22 protein-coding genes and 1 tRNA gene are annotated in these 20,962 nt (G+C 66.7%); 6 read left to right on the top strand and 17 right to left on the bottom strand.

Features of this window, described 5'->3' with window-relative positions; translation table 11 throughout:
- Nucleotides 1–385: 385 nt before the first annotated feature.
- Nucleotides 386–1,030, top strand: coding sequence for a maleylacetoacetate isomerase (gene maiA, locus WS62_RS02235; RefSeq protein WP_066567148.1), 645 nt, complete (start codon nucleotides 386–388; stop codon nucleotides 1,028–1,030).
- 105 nt (nucleotides 1,031–1,135) lie between these two features.
- On the opposite strand, the gene ftsY is transcribed toward maiA, so the two are convergent.
- Entirely contained in the window at nucleotides 1,136–2,440 is a 1,305-nt protein-coding gene (gene ftsY, locus WS62_RS02230) for a signal recognition particle-docking protein FtsY (protein WP_066567144.1), read from the bottom strand.
- A 255-nt stretch (nucleotides 2,441–2,695) separates the two neighbouring features.
- On the opposite strand from ftsY, the gene rsmD reads away from it, so the two are divergent.
- From rsmD to WS62_RS02215, 3 genes are all read left to right on the top strand, one after another.
- The gene (gene rsmD / locus WS62_RS02225) at nucleotides 2,696–3,322 is read left to right on the top strand and encodes a 16S rRNA (guanine(966)-N(2))-methyltransferase RsmD (protein ID WP_066567142.1); all 627 of its coding nucleotides are present in this window, start codon (nucleotides 2,696–2,698) and stop codon (nucleotides 3,320–3,322) included.
- A 111-nt stretch (nucleotides 3,323–3,433) separates the two neighbouring features.
- Entirely contained in the window at nucleotides 3,434–3,934 is a 501-nt protein-coding gene (gene coaD / locus WS62_RS02220) for a pantetheine-phosphate adenylyltransferase (RefSeq protein WP_066567139.1), read from the top strand.
- 61 nt (nucleotides 3,935–3,995) lie between these two features.
- Entirely contained in the window at nucleotides 3,996–4,259 is a 264-nt protein-coding gene (locus WS62_RS02215) for a YfhL family 4Fe-4S dicluster ferredoxin (RefSeq protein WP_066567137.1), read from the top strand.
- Nucleotides 4,260–4,386: 127 nt separating this feature from the next.
- Here the strand turns inward: WS62_RS02215 and hisC are convergent, their stop codons facing one another.
- From hisC to WS62_RS02175, 8 genes are all read right to left on the bottom strand, one after another.
- Entirely contained in the window at nucleotides 4,387–5,454 is a 1,068-nt protein-coding gene (gene hisC, locus WS62_RS02210) for a histidinol-phosphate transaminase (protein ID WP_066567343.1), read from the bottom strand.
- Between the two features lie 100 nt (nucleotides 5,455–5,554).
- Entirely contained in the window at nucleotides 5,555–6,160 is a 606-nt protein-coding gene (gene pth / locus WS62_RS02205; RefSeq protein ID WP_066567131.1) for an aminoacyl-tRNA hydrolase, read from the bottom strand.
- 111 nt (nucleotides 6,161–6,271) lie between these two features.
- On the bottom strand, nucleotides 6,272–6,886 hold the full coding sequence (locus tag WS62_RS02200; protein ID WP_066567338.1) for a 50S ribosomal protein L25/general stress protein Ctc: 615 nt from the start codon (nucleotides 6,884–6,886) through the stop codon (nucleotides 6,272–6,274).
- Between the two features lie 165 nt (nucleotides 6,887–7,051).
- The gene (locus tag WS62_RS02195; protein WP_066495365.1) at nucleotides 7,052–8,008 is read right to left on the bottom strand and encodes a ribose-phosphate pyrophosphokinase; all 957 of its coding nucleotides are present in this window, start codon (nucleotides 8,006–8,008) and stop codon (nucleotides 7,052–7,054) included.
- A 46-nt stretch (nucleotides 8,009–8,054) separates the two neighbouring features.
- A tRNA-Gln gene (locus tag WS62_RS02190) sits at nucleotides 8,055–8,131 on the bottom strand.
- Nucleotides 8,132–8,184: 53 nt separating this feature from the next.
- Entirely contained in the window at nucleotides 8,185–9,066 is an 882-nt protein-coding gene (gene ispE / locus WS62_RS02185) for a 4-(cytidine 5'-diphospho)-2-C-methyl-D-erythritol kinase (RefSeq protein WP_066567130.1), read from the bottom strand.
- Between the two features lie 31 nt (nucleotides 9,067–9,097).
- The gene (lolB, locus tag WS62_RS02180; RefSeq protein WP_066567128.1) at nucleotides 9,098–9,730 is read right to left on the bottom strand and encodes a lipoprotein insertase outer membrane protein LolB; all 633 of its coding nucleotides are present in this window, start codon (nucleotides 9,728–9,730) and stop codon (nucleotides 9,098–9,100) included.
- Nucleotides 9,727–11,547 carry a tetratricopeptide repeat protein gene (locus WS62_RS02175; protein WP_066567125.1) on the bottom strand — a complete coding sequence of 607 codons (1,821 nt, stop codon included), beginning with the start codon at nucleotides 11,545–11,547 and terminating at the stop codon, nucleotides 9,727–9,729. The genes lolB and WS62_RS02175 overlap by 4 nt, the downstream gene beginning before the upstream one ends.
- Nucleotides 11,548–11,636: 89 nt before the next feature.
- Between WS62_RS02175 and mutM the strand changes: the two genes are divergently transcribed.
- Together mutM and mutY are read left to right on the top strand one after the other, a co-directional pair.
- Complete coding sequence (mutM, locus tag WS62_RS02170) at nucleotides 11,637–12,467, top strand: bifunctional DNA-formamidopyrimidine glycosylase/DNA-(apurinic or apyrimidinic site) lyase (protein WP_010101587.1); 831 nt, start codon at nucleotides 11,637–11,639, stop codon at nucleotides 12,465–12,467.
- Nucleotides 12,468–12,471: 4 nt separating this feature from the next.
- Nucleotides 12,472–13,578, top strand: coding sequence for an A/G-specific adenine glycosylase (gene mutY, locus WS62_RS02165; RefSeq protein WP_066567122.1), 1,107 nt, complete (start codon nucleotides 12,472–12,474; stop codon nucleotides 13,576–13,578).
- Nucleotides 13,579–13,859: 281 nt separating this feature from the next.
- Here mutY and WS62_RS02160 read toward each other — a convergent pair whose 3' ends face one another.
- From WS62_RS02160 to lptA, 8 genes are all read right to left on the bottom strand, one after another.
- Nucleotides 13,860–14,492, bottom strand: a complete 633-nt coding sequence (locus WS62_RS02160; protein ID WP_066567120.1) for an LON peptidase substrate-binding domain-containing protein — start codon at nucleotides 14,490–14,492, stop codon at nucleotides 13,860–13,862.
- A 26-nt stretch (nucleotides 14,493–14,518) separates the two neighbouring features.
- Nucleotides 14,519–15,412, bottom strand: a complete 894-nt coding sequence (gene rapZ / locus WS62_RS02155) for an RNase adapter RapZ (RefSeq protein WP_066495352.1) — start codon at nucleotides 15,410–15,412, stop codon at nucleotides 14,519–14,521.
- 74 nt (nucleotides 15,413–15,486) lie between these two features.
- The gene (gene hprK / locus WS62_RS02150; RefSeq protein WP_004195225.1) at nucleotides 15,487–16,455 is read right to left on the bottom strand and encodes an HPr(Ser) kinase/phosphatase; all 969 of its coding nucleotides are present in this window, start codon (nucleotides 16,453–16,455) and stop codon (nucleotides 15,487–15,489) included.
- Nucleotides 16,456–16,583: 128 nt separating this feature from the next.
- Complete coding sequence (gene ptsN, locus WS62_RS02145; protein ID WP_025989646.1) at nucleotides 16,584–17,093, bottom strand: PTS IIA-like nitrogen regulatory protein PtsN; 510 nt, start codon at nucleotides 17,091–17,093, stop codon at nucleotides 16,584–16,586.
- A gap of 235 nt (nucleotides 17,094–17,328) precedes the next feature.
- Nucleotides 17,329–17,688 carry a ribosome hibernation-promoting factor, HPF/YfiA family gene (gene hpf, locus WS62_RS02140; RefSeq protein WP_010101605.1) on the bottom strand — a complete coding sequence of 120 codons (360 nt, stop codon included), beginning with the start codon at nucleotides 17,686–17,688 and terminating at the stop codon, nucleotides 17,329–17,331.
- Between the two features lie 152 nt (nucleotides 17,689–17,840).
- Nucleotides 17,841–19,349 (bottom strand): RNA polymerase factor sigma-54, encoded by a 1,509-nt coding sequence (locus tag WS62_RS02135; protein ID WP_066567117.1) that lies wholly within the window; start codon nucleotides 19,347–19,349, stop codon nucleotides 17,841–17,843.
- A gap of 167 nt (nucleotides 19,350–19,516) precedes the next feature.
- On the bottom strand, nucleotides 19,517–20,293 hold the full coding sequence (lptB, locus tag WS62_RS02130; RefSeq protein WP_066567114.1) for an LPS export ABC transporter ATP-binding protein: 777 nt from the start codon (nucleotides 20,291–20,293) through the stop codon (nucleotides 19,517–19,519).
- Entirely contained in the window at nucleotides 20,290–20,955 is a 666-nt protein-coding gene (lptA, locus tag WS62_RS02125; protein WP_066495344.1) for a lipopolysaccharide transport periplasmic protein LptA, read from the bottom strand. Before lptA ends, lptB begins: the two co-directional genes overlap by 4 nt.
- Between the last annotated feature and the right edge of the window lie 7 nt (nucleotides 20,956–20,962).

Here is a 20,962-nt window from a genome sequence, read left to right as displayed (position 1 = left end):
TGGGCCGCTTGTCATGGGGGGCCCGTGTTCGATGCAAAGAAAACAGCAAATGCCGTGCCACTTTTTATTGGGCCGCTAATTAACAGGACGGCGGGGAGGCGGGCGTGGATCGCGCGCGTGCGCCTGGTGCGCCGGCGCACGCCGAACGAACGGTTTCGCACGCGAAGCGTGCATCGCGACAGCGCTGCACCGACAAAGTGCCGCCGGATCGACGGCGCGAATCCGGCGTCGCGCGAGCCGCGTTACACTTTCGGCCGATACCGGAGCATTCGGCGCGGCGGGACGGGTAGACGTTCGTCTCGCGGTTCGCGCGCTCGCGCGCATCGCGGGAACCGTGCGCGGGCGCCGGCGAGAAGATCGACGATCGAGACAATGAGGGACACTGATGAAGCTATATAGCTATTTCCGCAGTTCGGCGGCGTTTCGCGTGCGTATCGCGCTGCATCTGAAGAAGCTGCCGTTCGACTACGTGCCGGTGCATCTGCTGCGCGACGGCGGCCAGCAATTGACCGACGAATATCGCGCGCTCAGCCCCGACGCGCTCGTGCCGACGCTCATCGACGGCGAATCGGCGCTGCAGCAGTCGCTCGCGATCATCGAGTATCTGGAAGAAGCGTACCCGGACGTGCCGCTGCTGCCCAAGGCGCCCGCCGACCGCGCGTACGTGCGCGCGGTCGCGCTGCAGGTCGCTTGCGAGATCCATCCGCTCAACAACCTGCGCGTGCTGAAGTATTTGAAGCACACGCTGAAGGTCGGCGACTACGCGAAGGACGCGTGGTATCGACATTGGATCGAGGAAGGCTTCAAGTCGCTCGAGGCGCGTCTTTCGAACGATCCGCGCACGGGCAAGCTGTGCTTCGGCGATACGCCGACGCTCGCCGATCTCTGCATCGTCCCGCAGGTGTTCAACGCGCACCGCTTCTCGATCGGCCTCGAGCGGTTCCCGACGATCCAGCGGATCTACGATCACGCGATGACCCTCGACGCTTTCAAGGCGGCCGCGCCCGCCGCGCAGCCCGACGCCGAATGAGCGTTGCGTCGGCCGCGCGCCAATGAAAAACGGGCGCCTTGCGGGGCGCCCGTTTCGTTGCGGGAGGGCGGAATCGCGAAGATCGCGCCGGATCGATCGCGCGGCTCAGCCGAGCAGCGCGTCCGCGAATTCCTCCGCGCTGAACGGCTGCAGATCCTCGACCTTCTCGCCGACGCCGATGAAGTACACCGGAATCGGCCGCTGCCGCGCGATCGCGGCGAGGATGCCGCCCTTCGCGGTGCCGTCGAGCTTCGTGACGATGAGGCCCGTGAGGCCGAGCGTATCGTCGAACGCCTTGACCTGCGCGAGCCCGTTCTGTCCGGTGTTCGCGTCGATCACGAGCAGCACCTCGTGCGGCGCGCCGTCGTGGGCCTTGCCGATCACGCGCTTCACCTTGCGAAGCTCTTCCATCAGATGCAGCTGCGTCGGCAGGCGGCCCGCGGTATCGGCCATCATCACGTCGATGTTGCGCGCGCGCGCGGCGCTGACCGCGTCGAAGATCACCGCGGCCGGGTCACCGCTTTCCTGCTGGACGACGGTCACGTTGTTGCGCTCGCCCCAGATGGCGAGCTGTTCGCGCGCGGCCGCGCGGAACGTGTCGCCCGCGGCGAGCAGCACCGACTGATCGAAGCTCTGCAGATGCTTCGCGAGCTTGCCGATGCTCGTCGTCTTGCCCGCGCCGTTCACGCCCGCGATCATCATCACGAGCGGTTGCGCGCGTCCGAGCACGAGCGACTTCTCGAGCGGCTTCAGCAGATCGACGAGCAGGCCGCGCAGCGCGTCCTTCACCTGCTGCGCATCGGTGAGGCGGCCCGTGCGTACCTTCTCGCGCAGTGCGTCGAGCAGATGCTCGGTCGCGTCGACGCCGGCATCGGACATCAGCAGCGCCGTTTCGAGCTCTTCGTAGAGCGCCTCGTCGATCTTTGTGTTGACGAACACGGTCGTGATGCTCGAGCTCGTCTTCGCAAGGCCGGATTTCAGCCGCGCGAGCCACGATTTCTTCGCGGCCGGCTCGGGGGCGGGCGGCGGCACGATCTCGACCGTCTCGACGACCCCGTTGCGGCCGTTCGCGGACGGCGTGACCGTCATCACGACGGAAGGCGCGGGCTCGGCGGACGGCCGCGCCGGTTCTGCGGGCGGCCGCTGCTGAACCCGCGGTTCCGGCGTCGTGGCGGACGGAGCGGCAGGCGGCGTCGCGGGTGCGCTCGCGGCGGACGGCCGCGCGACGGGGCTCGACGGCGCGACGGCCGGCGCTTCGTCGCGCGCGACCGGTGCGACAGGCGTATCGACCCGCGTGATCTCGGGCGCGGCGGAGCTGCCCGCGTCGTCCTGCTGCGCGTCGGGGGCTTGCTGCGGCTCGGCCGGTGCGGCTTCGGGCGCTTTCTTGAATCGTTTGAAGAAGCTGAACATGGTTTCGCTTGCGGAAGAGGCGGGGCGCGGCGCCGGGTGCGCCGAGCGGCCGGGCCCTGTGCGAGAGCCTGGCGGCGCGCGTGCGGCGTGCCCGCGCACCGGAAACCCGGCATTTTATCAGGCGCACGGGCTTCACCGTGCGGCTGCGGCAGAGCATGCGCGCTGCTTGTGGTAACGTGCGCGTCATCGCGGCGCATCGCGCCGTTTCCGACCGGTTCATTCCGTTTCCAACGCTTCCGTATCGAATTCTTCCGTATGTCCCGTTCCTCTCCGGCGCGGCCGCCGGCGCAGCGAGCCCCAGAGGCCGGCCGCGGCAAGCCGCACACGATCCGCATCATCGGCGGCGACTGGAAGCGCACGCCGCTTCCGGTGCTCGACCTGGACGGTCTGCGTCCGACGCCCGACCGCGTGCGCGAGACGCTTTTCAACTGGCTCGGCCAGGATCTCGAAGGCCGGCGCTGCCTCGACCTGTTCGCGGGCAGCGGCGCGCTCGGCTTCGAGGCGGCGTCGCGCGGCGCGGCGAGCGTCGTGATGGTCGAGCGCCATCCGCGTGCCGCGCAGCAACTGCGCGCGCTGAAGGACAAGCTCGCGGCGCGCGCGATCGAGATCGCCGAAGCCGACGCGCTGCGCATCGCGGCGGGCCTCGCGCCGCGCTCGTTCGACATCGTGTTCGTCGATCCGCCGTTCGGCGACGCGGCCGCATTCGCGCGCGCGCTCGCGCTCGCGCCGAATCTCGTCGCGCCGGGCGGCTATCTGTACGTCGAGACGGGCGCGCCGCTCGATCCGTCCGAGCACGCGTCGCTCGCCGGCTGGCAAGTGACGCGGCACGGCAAGGCGGGCGCCGTCCACTACCATTTGCTGCAACGCGAAAATGATGAATAATGCGCGTTCCAAACGAGGCGCCGCGTGCAGTCGCGACGTGCGCCCATGTCGGCGGCCGCGCGCGACGCGCTTGGCCCCGACCCCAATTGGCTCGATGACAGGAGGAGCGACATGGTAGTCGCCGTGTACCCGGGTACGTTCGATCCGCTGACGCGCGGCCACGAGGATCTCGTGCGGCGCGCGTCGAGCATTTTTGATACGCTGGTTGTCGGCGTCGCCGACAGCCGCGCGAAAAAGCCGTTCTTCTCGCTCGACGAGCGTCTGAAGATTGCGAACGAGGTGCTGGGCCATTACCCGAACGTGAAGGTGATGGGCTTCACCGGGCTGCTGAAGGATTTCGTGCGGGCGAACGACGCGCGCGTGATCGTGCGCGGCCTGCGCGCGGTGTCGGACTTCGAGTACGAGTTCCAGATGGCGGGGATGAACCGCTACCTGCTGCCCGACGTCGAGACGATGTTCATGACGCCGTCGGACCAATATCAGTTCATCTCGGGCACGATCGTGCGCGAGATCGCGCAGTTGGGCGGCGACGTCAGCAAGTTCGTGTTCCCGTCGGTCGAGAAATGGCTGACGGAGAAAGTGGCCGCGATGGCCCAGGCGCCGTCCGCGTGAGCGCCGCGCGCGGCAGGCGGCCCGAAGCGGCCGGCCGCGCGCCGGCGCAAGTGAGACCAGTATGGCTTTGATGATTACCGACGAGTGCATCAATTGCGACGTGTGCGAGCCTGAGTGCCCGAACGGCGCGATTTCGATGGGCCCGGAAATCTACGTGATCGATCCGAACAAGTGCACCGAGTGCGTCGGCCATTTCGACGAACCGCAGTGCCAGCAGGTGTGTCCCGTCGAGTGCATTCCGCAGGATCCGAGTCGTCCCGAGACGAAGGATCAGTTGATGGCGAAGTATCGCGCGCTGATCGCGGCGGAGAAGGACGGCGTGTGATGCGTTGCGGCGGCCGGCGGGTTGAGCCCGTCGCCGCTCGTTCGCCCGTTCGTTCGTTCGCGGCGGCGGCCTGCTCGCCGCTCCTGTTTTCGCTTGCGTTCGCGCGTGAATCCGCGCCGGCCGGCCGTTACGCGAGCAATGCGCGCAGCGCCGCGACGAGCGTGTCGCACTCCGCGTCGGTGCCGACCGTGATGCGCAGGTGCTGATCGATCCGCGGCAGCTTGAAGTGCCGCACGAAAATCTCCCGCTCCTTCAGCTGTGTTGCAAGCGTCGCCGCATCGTGGCGAGGATGGCGCGCGAGCACGAAATTCGCCGCCGACGGCACGACGTCGAAGCCGAGCGCGACCAGTGCGCCGACAAGCCGCTCGCGGCTCGCGATCACCTGCTTTCGCGTCGCCTGGAACCAGGCGTCGTCCTCGTACGACGCCTGCGTCGCGACCTGCGCGAGTCGATCGAGCGGGTAGGAGTTGAAGCTGTCCTTCACGCGCGTGAGCGCGTCGATCAGCGCCGCATCGCCAAACGCGAAGCCCACGCGCATGCCGGCGAGCGAGCGCGCCTTCGATGCGGTGTGCACGACGAGCAGGTTCGGATAGCGCGAGATCAGCGACACCGCCGACTCCGCGCCGAAATCGACATACGCCTCGTCGATCACGACGACCGAGCTCGGATTCGCGGCGACGATCCGCTCGACGTCCGCGAGCGGCAGCGCGCGGCCCGTCGGCGCGTTCGGGTTCGGGAACAGCACGCAGCCGGTGTCGTCGAGATAGTCGTCGATGTCAATCGAGAAGTCGTCGGCGAGCGGCACCGTCTCGTATGCGACGCGATAGAGCCGTGCATAGGTCGGATAGAAGCTGTACGTGATGTCCGGAAAGCGCAGCGGCCGGTCGTGCTGCAAGAGGGCCTGGAACATGTGCGCGAGCACTTCGTCGGAGCCGTTGCCGACGAACACCTGCTCGGGCGCGATGCCGTGATGCGCGGCGACCGTCTCGCGCAGCTTGCGCGCGGCGGGGTCCGGATAGCGGCGCAGCGCCTCGCCGGTGTCGCCGAGCTCGCGCCGGATCGCGTCGATCGCGCACGGCGACGGCGGATACGGATTCTCGTTCGTGTTCAGCTTGACGGGATGCGCGAGCGCCGGCTGCTCGCCCGGCACGTACGGCTCGAGTTGATGGACGATGTCGCTCCAGTAACGGCTCACCACGTGGCTCCTGATGCGGTAAAAGAAGCAGTAAAAGAACGAGCTTAACCGATGTGCGCCGCCGAACGCACGGCAAGCGGCGGCGGGAAAGGCGCCCCGCTTACGCGCTGTTGCGATGCAGCTGCATCATCGCGCGCTCGGTCTCGCCCTTGACGACGGTCGGCATCACGGCGAGCGCGCGCTCGATCGCGACGTCGATCACGTCCTGCTCTTCCTTGCGCGGCGGCTTCAGCACGAAGTTCGCGACGTCGGGCTTCGCGCCCGCGCGCGCGCTTTCGGGAATCAGGTCGCGCGGATGGCCGATGCCGATCCGCAGCCGCCAGTACTGCTGCGACGACAAGTGCGCGGAGATGTCCTTGAGGCCGTTGTGGCCGCCGCTGCCGCCGCCCAATTTCAGCTTGACCGCGCCGGGCGGCAGGTCGAGCTCGTCGTGCGCGACGAGGATCTCGTCCGGCAGGATCTTGAAGAAATGCGCGAGCGCGACGACCGATTGGCCGGAGCGATTCATGTACGTTTGCGGCTCGAGCAAATGGACTTCCTCGCCGTGAAGGCGCGCCTTCGCGTAGAAGCCGTGGAAGCGCCGCTCGTCGCGCAGCGTCGCGCCGGCTTCGCGCGCGAGCTGGTCGACGAGCCAGAAGCCTGCGTTGTGGCGCGTCGCGGTGTATTCCGCCCCGGGGTTGCCGAGGCCGACGATCAGTTTGATCATGATGAACGCTTGCCCGTCAGGGCTCGCCCTCGCGGGCTGCAAAAATGAAAAAACCCGCCGGGCAAGCCTCGGCGGGTCGTCGACCGTCGTGCGAAACGGCCCGAAGGGCGCTTAGGCAGCCGGCGTTTCGCCTTCGCCCGCAGCCGCTTCGTCCGACACGGCGCCGGCCGGGATCGTCGCCGAAGCGACCACCGGGTTTTCGGCGTCGACGTGCGCGACCAGCGCGACGCCCTTCGGCAGCGCGATGTCCTTCGCATGCAGCGATTGGCCTGCTTCGATCTTCGACAGATCGACTTCGAGGAATTCCGGCAGAGCGGCCGGCAGGCACTCGACTTCGATTTCGGTCGCGACGTGCGACACGACCGCGCTCGACAGCTTCACGGCCGGGCTGACTTCAGCGTTCAGGAAGTGCAGCGGCACCTTCGTGTGCAGCTTCTTCTTCGCGTCGACGCGCTGGAAGTCCACGTGCAGCACGAGCTGCTTGAACGGGTGGTATTGCACGTCGCGCAGCAGAACCTGTTGCGACTGGTCGGCCACTTCGAGATCGAGGATCGACGAGTGGAAGGCTTCCTTCTTCAGCGCGTGCCACAGGGCGTTGTGATCGAGTTCGATCAATTGCGGGGCTGCTTCACCACCGTAGACGATACCCGTGGTCTTACCGGCGTTGCGCAGGCGGCGGCTCGCACCCGTACCTTGCTGTTGGCGCTCGAAAGCGACGACTTTCATGTGTTTCTCCATTTGCTGCCCGCGACCAGGCAGTAAAACGGGGCCCCGCGACTGCATGAGGCCCCCGATCGAATGGCCGGGGGTTCGTCGGTCCCGGCCGATTGTGCAAAAAGCGAAGCTCGTCGCTTCGCTTTTTGCGCTAAACAATTTCAGCAGCGGATCGCTTCAGGATTCCGCGAACAGCGACATCACCGAATCGCCGCGGCGGATCCGCGAGAACGTTTCGGCCAAGAGGCCCGCGCTCGACAGCGAGCGGATCTTCGTGCACGCGAGCGATTCGGCGGACAGCGGAATCGTGTCGGTGACGACGAGCTCGTCGAGCGCCGAAGCGGCGATCCGGTCGCCCGCGCCGCCCGACAGCACCGGGTGCGTCGCGTACGCGAACACCTGCTTCGCGCCGCGCTCCTTCAGCACTTGCGCGGCCTTGCAGAGCGTGCCCGCCGTGTCGACCATGTCGTCCATGATCACGCAGGTGCGGCCTTCGACTTCACCGATGATGTTCATCACTTCGGCGACGTTCGCCTTCGGACGACGCTTGTCGATGATCGCGAGGTCGCAGTTCAGCTGCTTCGCGAGCGCGCGGGCGCGCACGACGCCGCCGACGTCCGGCGACACGACGAGCAGATCCTGGTAGTTCTGCTTGCGCAGGTCGCCCAGCAGGATCGGCGTCGCGTAGATGTTGTCGACGGGAATGTCGAAGAAGCCTTGAATCTGGTCGGCGTGCAGATCCATCGTGATGATCCGCTCGACGCCGGCGATTTCCAGCATGTTTGCGACGACCTTCGCGGAGATCGCGACGCGCGCCGAACGCGGACGGCGATCCTGGCGCGCATAGCCGAAGTAGGGGATGGCGGCGGTGATCCGGCCTGCGGATGCGCGCTTGAGCGCATCGACCATGATCATCAGTTCCATCAGGTTATCGTTCGTCGGCGCGCACGTGGATTGCAGGACGAAGACATCCTTGCCGCGCACGTTTTCCTGGATTTCGACCTGGATCTCGCCGTCGGAGAAACGGCTGACCATCGCTTTGCCGAGGGGAATACCAAGAATTTTGACGACTTCCTGAGCAAGCGCGGGATTGGCGTTGCCAGTAAAAACCATCAGGCCGTCATGGCTGCTCATCGTGCACCTGCTTCAGGCTTAGGCGGGAAATGCGGGAAAGAAATTTTGGCAGGGGAGGAAGGACTCGAACCCTCGCATGCCGGAATCAAAATCCGGTGCCTTGACCAACTTGGCGACTCCCCTACACTTAACTCTGAGCTCCACCGGAAGTGTAGGCCATCCGATGGTGCAAAACTTTATGACGCGAAAGCGAAGAGTGGATGCTCACTCAAGCTCCCGGTAACTGCGCTGTTCCAGCCGGCCGGCAGCTGGGCTTGCGCCGCTTCTGCTTCAGCCTTGCTCGTGAACGCTGCAAACACGCTAGCTCCAGAGCCGGTCATCCGCGCGGGGGTCAGATTATAAAACCATTCGACCACCTTTGCAACTTCCGCGTACTTGCTTGTCACAACTTGCTGCATGTCATTCCGGCCGAAGCTGTCTGGCCATCCTGCGTTGCGGCTTTGCTGTGCAAGAAAGTCCGTAATTGTGATGGGCTTTGAATCCCTTGTCAACGATTTATCAGAAAAAACCGCTGCAGTCGGAACATGCACCCGTGGCGTCACAACCAGGAACCAGCGAGCCGGCAATTCTACCTGTTGCAGCGCTTCTCCGATACCCTCCGCGAACGCATTTTTTCCGAACACGAAGAAGGGCACATCGGCGCCGAGATTCACCGCGAGCGCCTGCAGTTCTTCGCGCGGCAAGTCGAGCTTCCACAGGCGGTTGAGCGCGAGCAGCGTCGTCGCCGCGTCCGAGCTGCCGCCGCCCAGGCCCGCGCCCATTGGCAGGCGCTTGTCGATCTCGATGTCGACCCCGGCTTCCGCGCCCGTGTGCGCCTTCAGCAGCGAGGCCGCGCGTACGACGAGATCGGTTGCTTCCGGCACGCCCGGCACGTCGGTCCTGCGTGACACCTTGCCGTCGTCGCGCAGCGTGAAGTGCAGCGTATCGCCCCAATCGAGCAACTGGAACACGCTTTGCAGCTCGTGATAGCCGTCCGGGCGGCGGCCCGTGATGTGCAGGAACAGGTTCAGTTTCGCCGGGGCGAGGCAGTCGCGCAGCGAGCGGGTCGTATCGGTCATGCGAAAAGCTTTGTCGGGCAAAAGCGCGCGCTCAGCGGTCGAGCACGAGCTTGATGTCGAGCGGCGGCGTCTGCCGCACCAGGTTGATGCGCTTCACGCCGGCGGCGGGCGCGTCGGCGTATGCGACGTAATCGATGGTCCAGCCGTCCTGGCGGATCTCCTTGATCCGCGTGCCGTCCCGCGGATCGCGCACCGTCGTCGCGGGCGTCGCGGGCGCGGGCGTCGGCAGCAGCCAATAGCGCAGGCCGTCGAGCGGCAGCGCGAAGCCGAGCGCCCGCTGCATCAGTTCGCCGACGTCGGGCGCGTACTGCGGCTGACGGTTCGGCAGTTCGAGCGACGCGCCGTTCGGCGCCGACTTCACGATCGCGAGCGTCTGGCCGAGCGGACTGCGCAGTTCGAGCGACACGTTCGTGCCTTGTTCCTGCCAATCGAAATTGCCGTAGACGTTGCGCGGATTGCCGAGCTGGTCCTGGTACTGGACCGCGAAGCGGCCCGTATACGCGCGATTCTGCTCGGTCTGCAGCGCGTTCGGGGCGGTGACGGGCGCGCGCTTGGGCTGGGTGGTACAGCCGGAGAGCGCGACAGCGGCAGCGGCCGCCGCAGCGAGGGCGAAGCCGCGCGCGGCGTGCGCGCGCGGCCGGGCGAAACGCGGCATCGTCATCAAAGTCCGTTCACCTGAAAGCGCTTGAGCGTCTGCACGAGCGTGTCGTTGTCGGGCTCGAGCTTCTGCGCGGCGCGCCACGTGGCGCGCGCTTCGTCCTGCGCGCCGGCCTTCCATAGCACTTCGCCGAGATGCGCGCCGATCTCCGCGTTCGGCTGCAGGTCGTACGCGCGCTTCAGGATCTTCGCGGCGCCCGTCGTGTCGCCGAGGCGGTATTTGACCCAGCCGAGGCTGTCCATGATGAACGCGTCGTTCGGCGCAAGCGAGCTGGCCTTCTCGATCAGCGTGTCCGCTTCCTGAAGGCGCAGGTTGCGATCGGCGAGCGAATAGCCGAGCGCGTTGTATGCCTGCGGATTGTCCGGCTGCGCGCGCATCAGCAGGCGCAACTGTTGCTCCATCGTCGTGTACTGGCCGATTTTCTCGCTCGCCATCGCGTAGTCGTAGCGCAGATCGGGATCGTCCGGAAAATCCTCGACCGCCTGCGCGAGCCGGTCCGCGGCTTCCTTGTAGCGCTTCGACGTGAAGAGGATCGACGCGTCGGTGCGCGCGATCACCGCGGCGTCGCGCGGGTCGGACACCTGCAGGTTCGCGAGCAGCTTGCGCGCTTCCTCGGCCTTGCCCTGCTTCTGCAGCAGTTGCGCGCGCGTCACCTGCGCGGGCACGTATTGCTGGCTCGATTCGTCGACCTTGTCGAGCCATTGCGCGGCGAGCGCCTCGTTGTTCTGGTCGAGCGCGATTTGCGCGAGATAGACGTAGGCCTGGCCGACATCCGCGCCTCGCTTCTTCTGCGCGACCTTCACGTACTGCTTCAGGTACGTGCTCGCGTCGTCGAGGTGCTTCTGCTGGATTTTGATGAGCGCGAGCGCCATGAGCGGCGTCGGGTCGCTCGAATCGTTCCGGCGCATCGCCTCGAACTGCTTCTGCGCGTCGTCGAGACGGTCGTCGGCGAGATAGAGCTGCGCGAGCGCGAGGCGCCCGTCGCGCGATTTCGGATTCTGCTGGACGAACTTCTCGAACGACACCACCCCGGCCGCGCGCTCGTTCGGTCCCATCTGCGACAGCATCAGCGCGGCCGGCAGGTAGTCGGGCTTGATCCGCAGCGCTTCCTTCAGCGACTGCGTCGCGCCGTCCTTGTCGTCGGTCGCGAGCTGCTGGCGCGCGATCGCGAGCCGCGCCTCCGGCCGGTTCATGTCGTTCTTCAGCAGATCCTGCAGCACGGTCAGGCCGCCGACGCGATTCGGGCCGCGCGCGAGCAGCGCCTGCAGCGCGATGATCGCTTCGCCGCGGTTCTCGCCCGTCGCGCGCGCGAGCTCCTGCGCGAGCATCGGCTGCGCGTCGGCCGGCTTGCCCCCGAGCACGAGGAGCGCGGCGTCGACCTGCGCGGCGCGGGGCGAGCTCGGCGAGTACTCGCGCCACAGATTCGCGGCGGTCAGCGCATCGGCCGGACTCTGCGCGGCGAGCGCGATCTCGGTCGCCCGCTGCGCCATCCGCGGATCGCGGGTGTCGCGCGCGAGCGCGAGATAGGTCTGGTAGGCGGGAGCGGGGAGATTGCGTTGCAGCGCGACTTCGGCCGCGAGCACCTGATAGACGATCTGGCTCGTCAGCGCGACGCTCGGCAGATCCTTCTGCTCTTCCGGCAGCGTCGGCGCGAACGTGGCCTGAGGGGCGTCGTCGCCGGCATCATCTTGCGCGTGAGCGGGGAACGCGGCGAACGTCCACGCCGCGACGAGCGCGGCGCCGATCGCGCGGCGCACCGGGACGGCGCGCGGGCCGCGCGTCGCGGCTGGGCGCTTCTGGGACAGCTTCGAGGACAAAGTCATGGAAATCCGTTCGATGTTTCAGCCGATTGTAACGCGCTCGCTACAATACGCGCACAATCGCCATTAGCCAGATTAGAGACCCGTAAAACATGCCAGAGTTGCCGGAAGTCGAGGTTACGCGCCGCGGCATCGAGCCGTTCGTCGCCGGGCGGCGCGTGAAGCGCGTCGACGTGCGCACCGCGATGCTGCGCTGGCCCGTGCCCGCCGGCTTCGCCGAGTTGCTGAGGGCGCGCGAGGTGCTGAACGTCGAGCGGCGCGGCAAGTACCTGCTGTTCGAAGTCGATGCCGGATGGTTCATCGTCCATCTCGGGATGACGGGCACGCTGCGCGTGCTGCCGAACGACGCGCCGCCGCCCGCGCCCGCGAAGCACGATCACGTCGACTGGATCTTCGACGAGTTCGTGCTGCGCTTTCGCGATCCGCGCCGCTTCGGCGCGGTGCTCTGGCATCCGCGCGACGCGGGCGACGTGCAGGCGCATCCGCTTCTCGCGAGCCTCGGCGTCGAGCCGTTCTCGCCCGCGTTCACGGGTGCGCTCCTCTTCAAGCGCACGCGCGGACGCACGGTGTCGGTCAAGCAGGCGCTGCTCTCGGGCGACATCGTCGTCGGCGTGGGCAACATCTACGCGTCCGAGAGCCTCTTTCGCGCTGGCATCCGGCCGACCACCGCGGCGGGGCGCGTGTCGCTGCCGCGCTGCGAGCGCCTCGCCGAAGCCGTGCGCGCGACGCTCGCCGATGCGATCGAACGCGGCGGCAGCACGCTGCGCGACTTCGTCGGCAGCAACGGCGAGAGCGGCTACTTCCAGCTCGACTGCTCCGTCTACGATCGCGCGGGCGAGCCGTGCCGGGTCTGCGGCACGCCGATTCGCCAGATCGTCCAGGGCCAGCGGTCCACCTATTTTTGTCCGAATTGCCAGCGTTGAAATCTTGAAACCCCCCCGCATCCCCCCCGCCCCGCCAGTCATCACGCCGCTTCACACCGCCTTCGCGCCGACGCTGATCGCGTGGCAGCGCAAGCACGGCCGCCACGACCTGCCGTGGCAGAACACCCGCGATCCATATCGGATCTGGCTGTCGGAGATCATGCTGCAGCAGACGCAGGTATCGACCGTCGTGCCGTATTACGTGCGCTTTCTCGAGCGCTATCCGGACGTCGCCGCACTCGCGGCCGCACCGATCGACGACGTGATGGCGCTGTGGGCCGGGCTCGGCTACTACTCGCGTGCGCGCAATCTGCATCGCTGCTCGCAGGCGGTCGTCGAGCTGCACGGCGGCGCGTTTCCGGCGTCGCCAGAAGCGCTCGCCGAGCTGCCGGGCATCGGCAGGTCGACGGCCGCGGCGATCGCATCGTTCGCGTTCGGCGCGCGCGCGACGATCCTCGACGGCAACGTGAAGCGGGTGCTCGCGCGCGTGTTCGGCGTCGAGGGCTTTCCGGGCGACAAGCGTGTCGAGAACGAGATGTGGGCCCTCGCCGAGGCGCTGCTGCCCGATGCGGGCGAGCAGGCCGATGTCACCGCGTACACGCAGGGCTTGATGGATCTCGGCGCGACGCTCTGTGCGCGCGGCAAGCCCGATTGCGCGCGCTGTCCGTTCGCGGGCGACTGCGTGGCCGAGCGGAGCGGGCGGCAGCGCGAGCTGCCCGCCGCGCGTCCGAAAAAGGCGGTGCCGACGCGCCGCACATGGATGCTCGTGCTGCGCGACGGCGATGCGGTGCTGTTGCTGCGGCGTCCGCCCGCGGGCATCTGGGGCGGCTTGTGGAGCCTGCCCGAAGCGGACGGCGATGCCTCGCTTGCGCTGCGCGCGCGCGCGTTCGGCGGCGCGGAGCTCGTGCCGCTCGCGCCGCTCACGCATACGTTCACGCACTTCAAGCTCGAGATCGAGCCGCGGCTTGCCGAGCTCGACAGCGCGGCGGGCGGCGTGTTGCAGGCCGCCGACGACGAGGCCGCATGGGTCGCGCTCGACAAGCTCGATGCATACGGCGTGCCGGCGCCCGTGCGCAAGCTGCTCGATGGGCTGAGCGGGTCTTTGCTGTAGGCGGGGTAGTCGGTCAAAGGCCGGATGATGCGCGCGCCGGCGAGCCGTGCGGCGATGGCGTGCGGCATCGAAGGCACGCTGCGAAAGGGCGGCGGATTGCGGCCGACGAGCCTTCGTCATGGAGCAATGTTCGCGGCGGTGGCACGAATCGTCGCGTACGAACGTGCCTGTCGCTGGTCAAGGATCAGGTCGAGCGCGGCTCATGCGGCTCACGCCCAAAAACGCCGAGCAGTTCCGGCCGTCCTGTCTCAAGGCCCCGGCGATCGAACGACGCCTCGCGCCTACAGCCACCCGTGACGATTCAATTCCCGATGAACCGCGTCGATCCGTGCGCCGACGTCGGGAAACTCCATCAGCTTCTGCCGCGCACGCAGATCGAGCGGCAGCACTTCGGCGAGCCGGTTCGACACCCACGTCGGGTCTTCGAAGCGGAACGGCTCCGCGAACGGCAACTCGGCTTCGGATTTGCGCAGCACGTCGACGATCCGGTCGAGCGCCTCCGCGCACGCGCCGAATTGCGCGAGCGCTTCATCGCCTTCGAGCGGGATGTCGTCCTGCATCGGCTCGGCGATGCCGATGATCAGGCCGTTCGCCTCGACCCGATGCGACAGCAGCTCGAAGCGCTGCGTGCCGATCGTGCGCAGGAACAGCATGCCGAATTCGCCGGTATCGCACTCGACGATCCGCGCCATGCAGCCGATCGTCTCGGGCACCGATACTTCGCCTTCCTGAGCGACTTCGGGGCCGCTCTTCAGCAGGCACACGCCGAACGGCGCGTCGTCGCGCAGGCACGCGCGCGCCATGTCCAGATAGCGCGCCTCGAAGACTTTCAGAGGTAGCAGTCCGCCGGGAAACAACACCGCATGCAGCGGAAAGAGCGGCAAATCGATGAGCGTGGTCGACAGAGAGGACATGGCTAGGACGGAAAAAGTGAGCGGCGCTAGGTCACCAGCCGCGACGACGCGTCCACGGCGACGGGCGCGTCACGATGCCGCACGATCACGTTGGCCTGCCGCGAAAGACGCGCGGCGAGCGTCTCCGCGAGAAACACCGACCGATGCTGGCCGCCCGTGCAGCCGATCGCGACCGTCAGGTAGCTGCGATTGTCTTCGCGGAAATGCGGCAGCCATTTGGTGAGAAACGACTCGATGTCGTCCAGCATCTGATGGACGACGGGCAGCGCGTCGAGAAACGCGACGACCGGCTGGTCGAGCCCGGTGAGCGGGCGCAGCTCGTTGTCGTAGTACGGGTTCGGCAGCGCGCGCACGTCGAACATGAAATCGGCGTCGAGCGGCACGCCGCGCTTGAAGCCGAACGATTCGAACATCAGCACGAGATCGTCGTTCTTCTGCTCGATGAAGCGCTTGACCCACGTGCGCAGCACGTTCGCGCGCAGGTTGCTCGTGTCGATCTGATGACCGAATTCGGCGAGCGGCGCGACGAGGTCGCGCTCGCGCTCGATCGCCTCTTCGAGCGACACGAGCAGGCCGACGTCCGCGTCGTGCGACGGCGAGCCCGACAGCGGATGGCGGCGGCGCGTTTCGGAGAAGCGCTGGATTAGCGCCTGCGTGCTCGCGTTCAGGAACAGCACGCGCACGTCGTGCTCGCGCGACAGCGCGCGGATGAGGCCCGGCATTTCGTCGAGCGACGCGCTCGAGCGCGCGTCGATCGCGACGGCGAGCCGGTTCTGGCCGTCGGCGGCAAGGTAGCGGGCGAGCTCGGGCAGCACGTGGGGCGGCAGGTTGTCGACGCAATAATAGCCTGCGTCCTCGAGCGCGTTCAGCGCGACGGACTTGCCGGAGCCGGAGATGCCAGTGATGAGGACAATGCGCATGGAAAGAGAAAATCCTGACGTTTCATCATAGCACCGGCTCGTTGCGCCAGCGTGGCGGCGGGAGCCGGCGCGGGTTACACGAGCTTGCCGGGGAACTGGCTGTCCGGGTCCTGCATCGCGAGGCGCTGGCGGTCCATGAAGTCGCGCAGCGTGTCGATGCCGCGCAGCTGCAGGATCGTGTTGCGCACCGCCGCCTCGACGAGCACCGCGAGGTTGCGGCCCGCCGCGACCTGGATCGTGACCTTGCTGATCGGCAGACCCAGCACGTCGACCGTCTGGCTTTCGAGCGGCAGCCGCTGGAATTCGCCGTCCGGCCGGCGCACGAGCTGGACGATCAGCTTCAGCTTCATCTTCCGGCGGACCGCGGTCTCGCCGAAGATCGTTTTGATGTCGAGGAGGCCAAGGCCGCGCACTTCGAGCAGGTTCTGCAGGAGCGGCGGGCAGCGCCCTTCGACGAAATCGGGGCCAAGTCTGACGAAATCGACCGCGTCGTCGGCGACGAGCCCGTGGCCGCGGCTGATCAGTTCGAGACCGAGCTCGCTCTTGCCGAGGCCCGAATCGCCTGTCAGCAGCACGCCCATCCCGAGAATGTCGAGGAATACGCCGTGCAGCGTCGCGCGCGGCGCGAGGATCCGCGACATGTAGAGGCGCAGGCTGTCGATCACCGCGGCGGCCGACATCGGCGTCGTGAAGAGCGGCGTCGACGAGCGCGTGCAGCGCAGGACGAGTTCGGGCGGCGCGGCGGCGCCGCCCGCGACCACCAGGAACGGCGGTTCGAGTGCGATCAGCTCGGCCATGTGGCGCGAGCGGTCTTCGTCGGTCTGGCGCTGGTAGTAGTCGATCTCGGCTTCGCCGAGCACCTGGATCCGGTTCGGGTGGATCAGGTTCAAGTGGCCGACGAGGTCGGCGCTCGACGTCGCATTCGCGACCGTGTCGGCGGAAAACCCGCGTTCCCAGCCTTCATGCCCCGTCAGCCAGCTGAGCTTCAGCATGGCCGCGTTGTCGTCGAAGATGCTCTGGGCGTTGATGCTGGACGTATCCATGAGTCCGTTACTCCAAGGAGCCGGCGCCCGGACGCTGCAACGAAGGTTGCGGCTCCGGCCCGGCGGCGGGCGGCTCGGCTCGGCGGCGCGGGCCGCGACGCAATGGGGAACGAACCGCCCCGATCAGCTTAAGGTTGCCACTGAGTCAGGAGTCCATGCAACTCGTCGCGGTCCGTTTCGGTGTGCAGACGCTCGCGGGTGTCGCGATCGGACAGCAGTTGGGCGATTTCGGAGAGGATTTCGAGGTGCTGCTGCGTTGCCTGTTCCGGCACGAGCAGGAAGATCAGCAGCGAGACGGGCTGGCCGTCCGGCGCCTCGAAGGGGATCGGCTCGGCGAGCCGCACGAACGCGGCGAGCGGGTGCTTGAGCCCCTTGATCCGGCCGTGCGGAATGGCGACCCCTTCGCCGAGCCCCGTCGAGCCGAGCCGCTCGCGCGCGAACAGATTATCGGTGACGGTGCTGCGGGCGATGCCGTTCTGATTCTCGAAGATCAGGCCGGCTTGTTCGAAGACGCGTTTCTTGCTGGTGACGGAGAGGTCGATGACGACGTTCTCCAGAGGCAGGATTTTGGCTAGGCGATTCATGTTGGCAGGCATAGGGGCGGCCTGGGGTCTCCTCGCGGCGGACTGATTTTCCATGTCGGTCAAAAAGGACGGCGTTAGGCGACGGAGACCTCTGAAGCGCGGCGAACCGGCTCATCGCCCCCGATAATAACCGAGACATTATAGAGCACTGCAGACGGCGCCGCGCGCCGTGCGAAACGTCGAGAAACGCTTCTATTGCGCAGTGTGCGTGCGTCGCGCCACAGCGGTTTGCACAATAAAAAACCGCCCGTCGAAGCGGGCGGTTCGGCCGGCGCTGTCGCGCCACGGCTCATTGCGGCGGAAGTTCGATTTGCTCGGCTACCTGATGGTGCTTGATCGGCTCGTGCGCGTGCGTTTGCAGACGCTCCATGTGCTTGACGACTTGCCGGTCGAGCTTGTCGATCAGCAGATCGATCGCCGCGTACATATCGCCGTTCGCGCTTTCGACGAAGATATCCTTGCCCTTCAGATGCAGCGTGATTTCCGCCTTTTGCCGCTTGTCCTTCTCCTTGTGATTGTCGACCGTGAGGATCACAGCGCCATCGATGACCTGATCGCTATGCCGTAGCACCCTGTCGAGCTTGGTGATCACGTATTCGCGGATAGCAGGCGTGACTTCGAGATGGTGTCCACTGATCTTCAGGTTCATAGTGCTTCTCCAAGCTAATGACCACCTTCCGCATAGAGGCGGCAGCGCCTGCCGATTTCGTTTGCCGACGCTCGCCGCAGCGAGCGGATCGGTCGGCCGACTTTACCGTCGACGATGCGGCGGCCGGAAAACGCCCACCGCGTGGCGACGGGCTACAGAGACTTGCGCAGATTCACCGCCGGGATCTTGAGGGCTTCGCGATATTTGGCAACCGTGCGGCGCGCGACCACGAACCCTTGTTCCGCTAGCAGTTCGGCTATGCGACTATCCGAAAGAGGGGATTTGGGGTCTTCGGCTCCTATCAGTTGTTTGATGAGGGCGCGGATTGCCGTCGACGACGCGGCACCTCCGGTGTCTGTCGAAACGTGCGATCCGAAGAAGTACTTAAATTCAAGTGTGCCGAACGGGGTCAGCATGTACTTGCCGGTTGTCACACGGGAGACAGTCGATTCGTGTAGGCCCAGCGTATCAGCTATTTCCCGCAAAACCAAGGGGCGCATCGCAATTTCGCCGTGCGCGAAGAAATTCCTCTGACGTTCGACAATCGCTTGCGCGACGCGCAGGATCGTCTCGAATCGCTGCTGAATATTCTTGATCAGCCAGCGCGCTTCCTGCAACTGCTGCTTGAGCGAACCCGTGCTCGGATCGCCCCGGCTGTTGCGCAGGATGTTCGCGTACAGATGGTTGATCCGCAGCCGCGGCACGACTTCCGGGTTGAGTTCCGCCTGCCAGTTCTGACCCGTCTTCTTCACGATGATGTCGGGCACCACGTAATCCGCTTCGGCCTTGCCGTACGCCGCGCCGGGGAACGGCTCGAGCGAGCGGATCAGTGCGTGCGCGTTGCGCAGCTCGTCGTCGGACGCCTTCAGTTGCTTGCGCAGGCGCGTGAAATCGCGCGCGGCGAGCAGTTCGAGATGCTGCGACACGATGTCGAGCGCGAGCGTGCGCGTCGGGGACGGATCGAGCCGCAGCAATTGCAGCTTCAGGCACTCGGATGGGGAGCGCGCGCCGACGCCTGCCGGATCGAAGCTGTGCAGCAGCGCGAGCGCCGCGTTCAGTTCGTCGAGGTCGACCTCGAGCTCCGCCGGCAGATCGGTGAGGACTTCTTCGAGCGACGCGGTCAGATAGCCGTCGTCGTCGAGCGATTCGATCAGGAACATCACGAGCGCGCGATCGCGCGGGCTCGCTTGCGTGACGCGCAATTGCGCGGCGAGATGGTCGCGCAGCGATGTCGCCGTTTCGTGGATCTGCATCGGCGGCAGATCGTCGTCGTCCGAGGCGGAGGGCGAGCGGCCGAAGTCGTCGAGGTTCCACTGGCTCGCATCGCCGCTGTCGGCCGAATAGCTGTCGTATTCGTCGACGCCCGCAGGCTCGTCGCGCTCGGTGCGCTCATTCGTCGCACTCGTGCCGTTCGATGCGCCTTGCATCGGCTCGGGCGCCGACGATGCGGGCGTCTGCGCGATCACCGAGCCGTCCGCCGCGAGGCGCAGCGGGCTTGCGATCCAGTCGTCTTCGTTTTCGAGAAGCGGATTCTGCGCGACCGCCATCGCGACTTCCTGCTGCAGTTCGAGCGTCGACAACTGCAGCAGCCGGATCGACTGCTGAAGCTGGGGTGTGAGCGCGAGATGCTGCGACAGGCGGAGTTGGAGGCTGGCTTTCATGGCAAAAAGGGAGTCGTACCGGAAGTTTGCCACGAGGGCGGCGCGTTGAGGCATCCGGAATGACGCTCGGCGCGCGAATGCGCACGCGCGGAGCGTGCCGGGCGTGCGCAGAGAGGGCGCGGGTCGCGCCGGGGAAAGGGCGGCTGCGGGATCGTGTCCCGCGCCGCTTACATGCGGAAGTGCTCGCCGAGGTAGACGCGCCGCACGCTTTCGTTTTCGATGATGTCCTTCGGGGCGCCGGACGCGAGGACCGATCCGTCGCTGATGATGTATGCGTGATCGCAGATGCCGAGCGTCTCGCGCACGTTGTGATCGGTGATCAGCACGCCGATGTTGCGTTGCTTGAGGAACTTCACGATCTTCTGGATCTCGAGCACCGCGATCGGGTCGACGCCCGCGAACGGCTCGTCGAGCAGGATGAAGTTCGGGTTGCTCGCGAGCGCGCGCGCGATCTCGACGCGGCGGCGCTCGCCGCCCGACAGCGACAGCGCCGGATTCTCGCGCAGATGCGCGATCTGCAACTCTTCGAGCAGCGCTTCCGCGCGCGCGCCGATCTCGTCCTTCGACAGCCGCTTGCCATCGTCGTCGTGCTGCAGCTCGAGCACCGCGCGGATGTTCTCCTCGACGGTCAGCTTGCGGAACACCGACGCTTCCTGCGGCAGATACGACAGGCCGAGCGACGCGCGCTTGTGGATCGGCATCAGGCTGATCGGGCTGCTGTTCAGCGAGATGTCGCCTGCGTCGAGCGGCACGAGGCCGACGATCATATAGAACGACGTCGTCTTGCCGGCGCCGTTCGGGCCGAGCAGGCCGACGACCTCGCCGCTCTTCACGTCGAGCGACACGTCCTTGACGACGGTGCGCGTGCCGTAGCGCTTCTTCAGGTTGCGCACGACGAGCGAGCTCGACGTGCCGGCCGGTTGGCGATTGGGGAGCGCGTTCACGGGTTCGGTGTCCCCTGGATGTTGTTCGACGGCGCGAGCTGAGCCGGACTGCCGGACAGCGGCGCGGGGCCGCTGTTCTTCGGCGTCAGCATCGCGCGCACGCGGCCGCCCGGATTGCCCGGCCCGGCGACGTCCTTGCCGCCGCGCGCGGTGTAGAAGTCGCGCTGGCCGTCATATGTGATCACACTGCCGTGGACCGTGTCGGCGACGGTGGACAGGCCCTGCAAGCGGCGCACGGTCGCGTTCGTCGTGAGCGTGGTCAGGTCCTGCCTGCCGTCGTAGTCGATCCGCTCGGCGTCGCCGTCGATGTATTCGTCGATGCCTTCGCGCTTCTGGCGGAACGACGCGTGCTTCTTGCCGCTCGCCGTTGCGGTCGCGTACTGGTAGCCCTGCGGGTCCTGGCGCACCTCGACGCGGTCGCCCTTGATCAGGATCGTGCCCTTCGTGATGACGACGTTGCCCGTCGCGACCGTGACCTGCTTCAGGTCGTCATAGGTCAGGTTGTCCGCTTCGACGTTGATCGGTTTGTCGCGGTCGGCCTTTTCGGCATGGGCCGCGGGCGCGACGCCCGCGAGCGGCACCGCGACGAGCGCCGCCGCGAGTGCGGCGCGGACGGCGCGGCGTGCGCCGCTCTGAAATAAACAAGGGAACGATTCGTTCATGCAGTCC

Source organism: Burkholderia sp. ABCPW 14 (assembly GCF_001523835.1).
GTDB classification, from domain to species: domain Bacteria; phylum Pseudomonadota; class Gammaproteobacteria; order Burkholderiales; family Burkholderiaceae; genus Burkholderia; species Burkholderia mayonis.
This window is presented reverse-complemented; position numbering and strand designations above follow the sequence as displayed.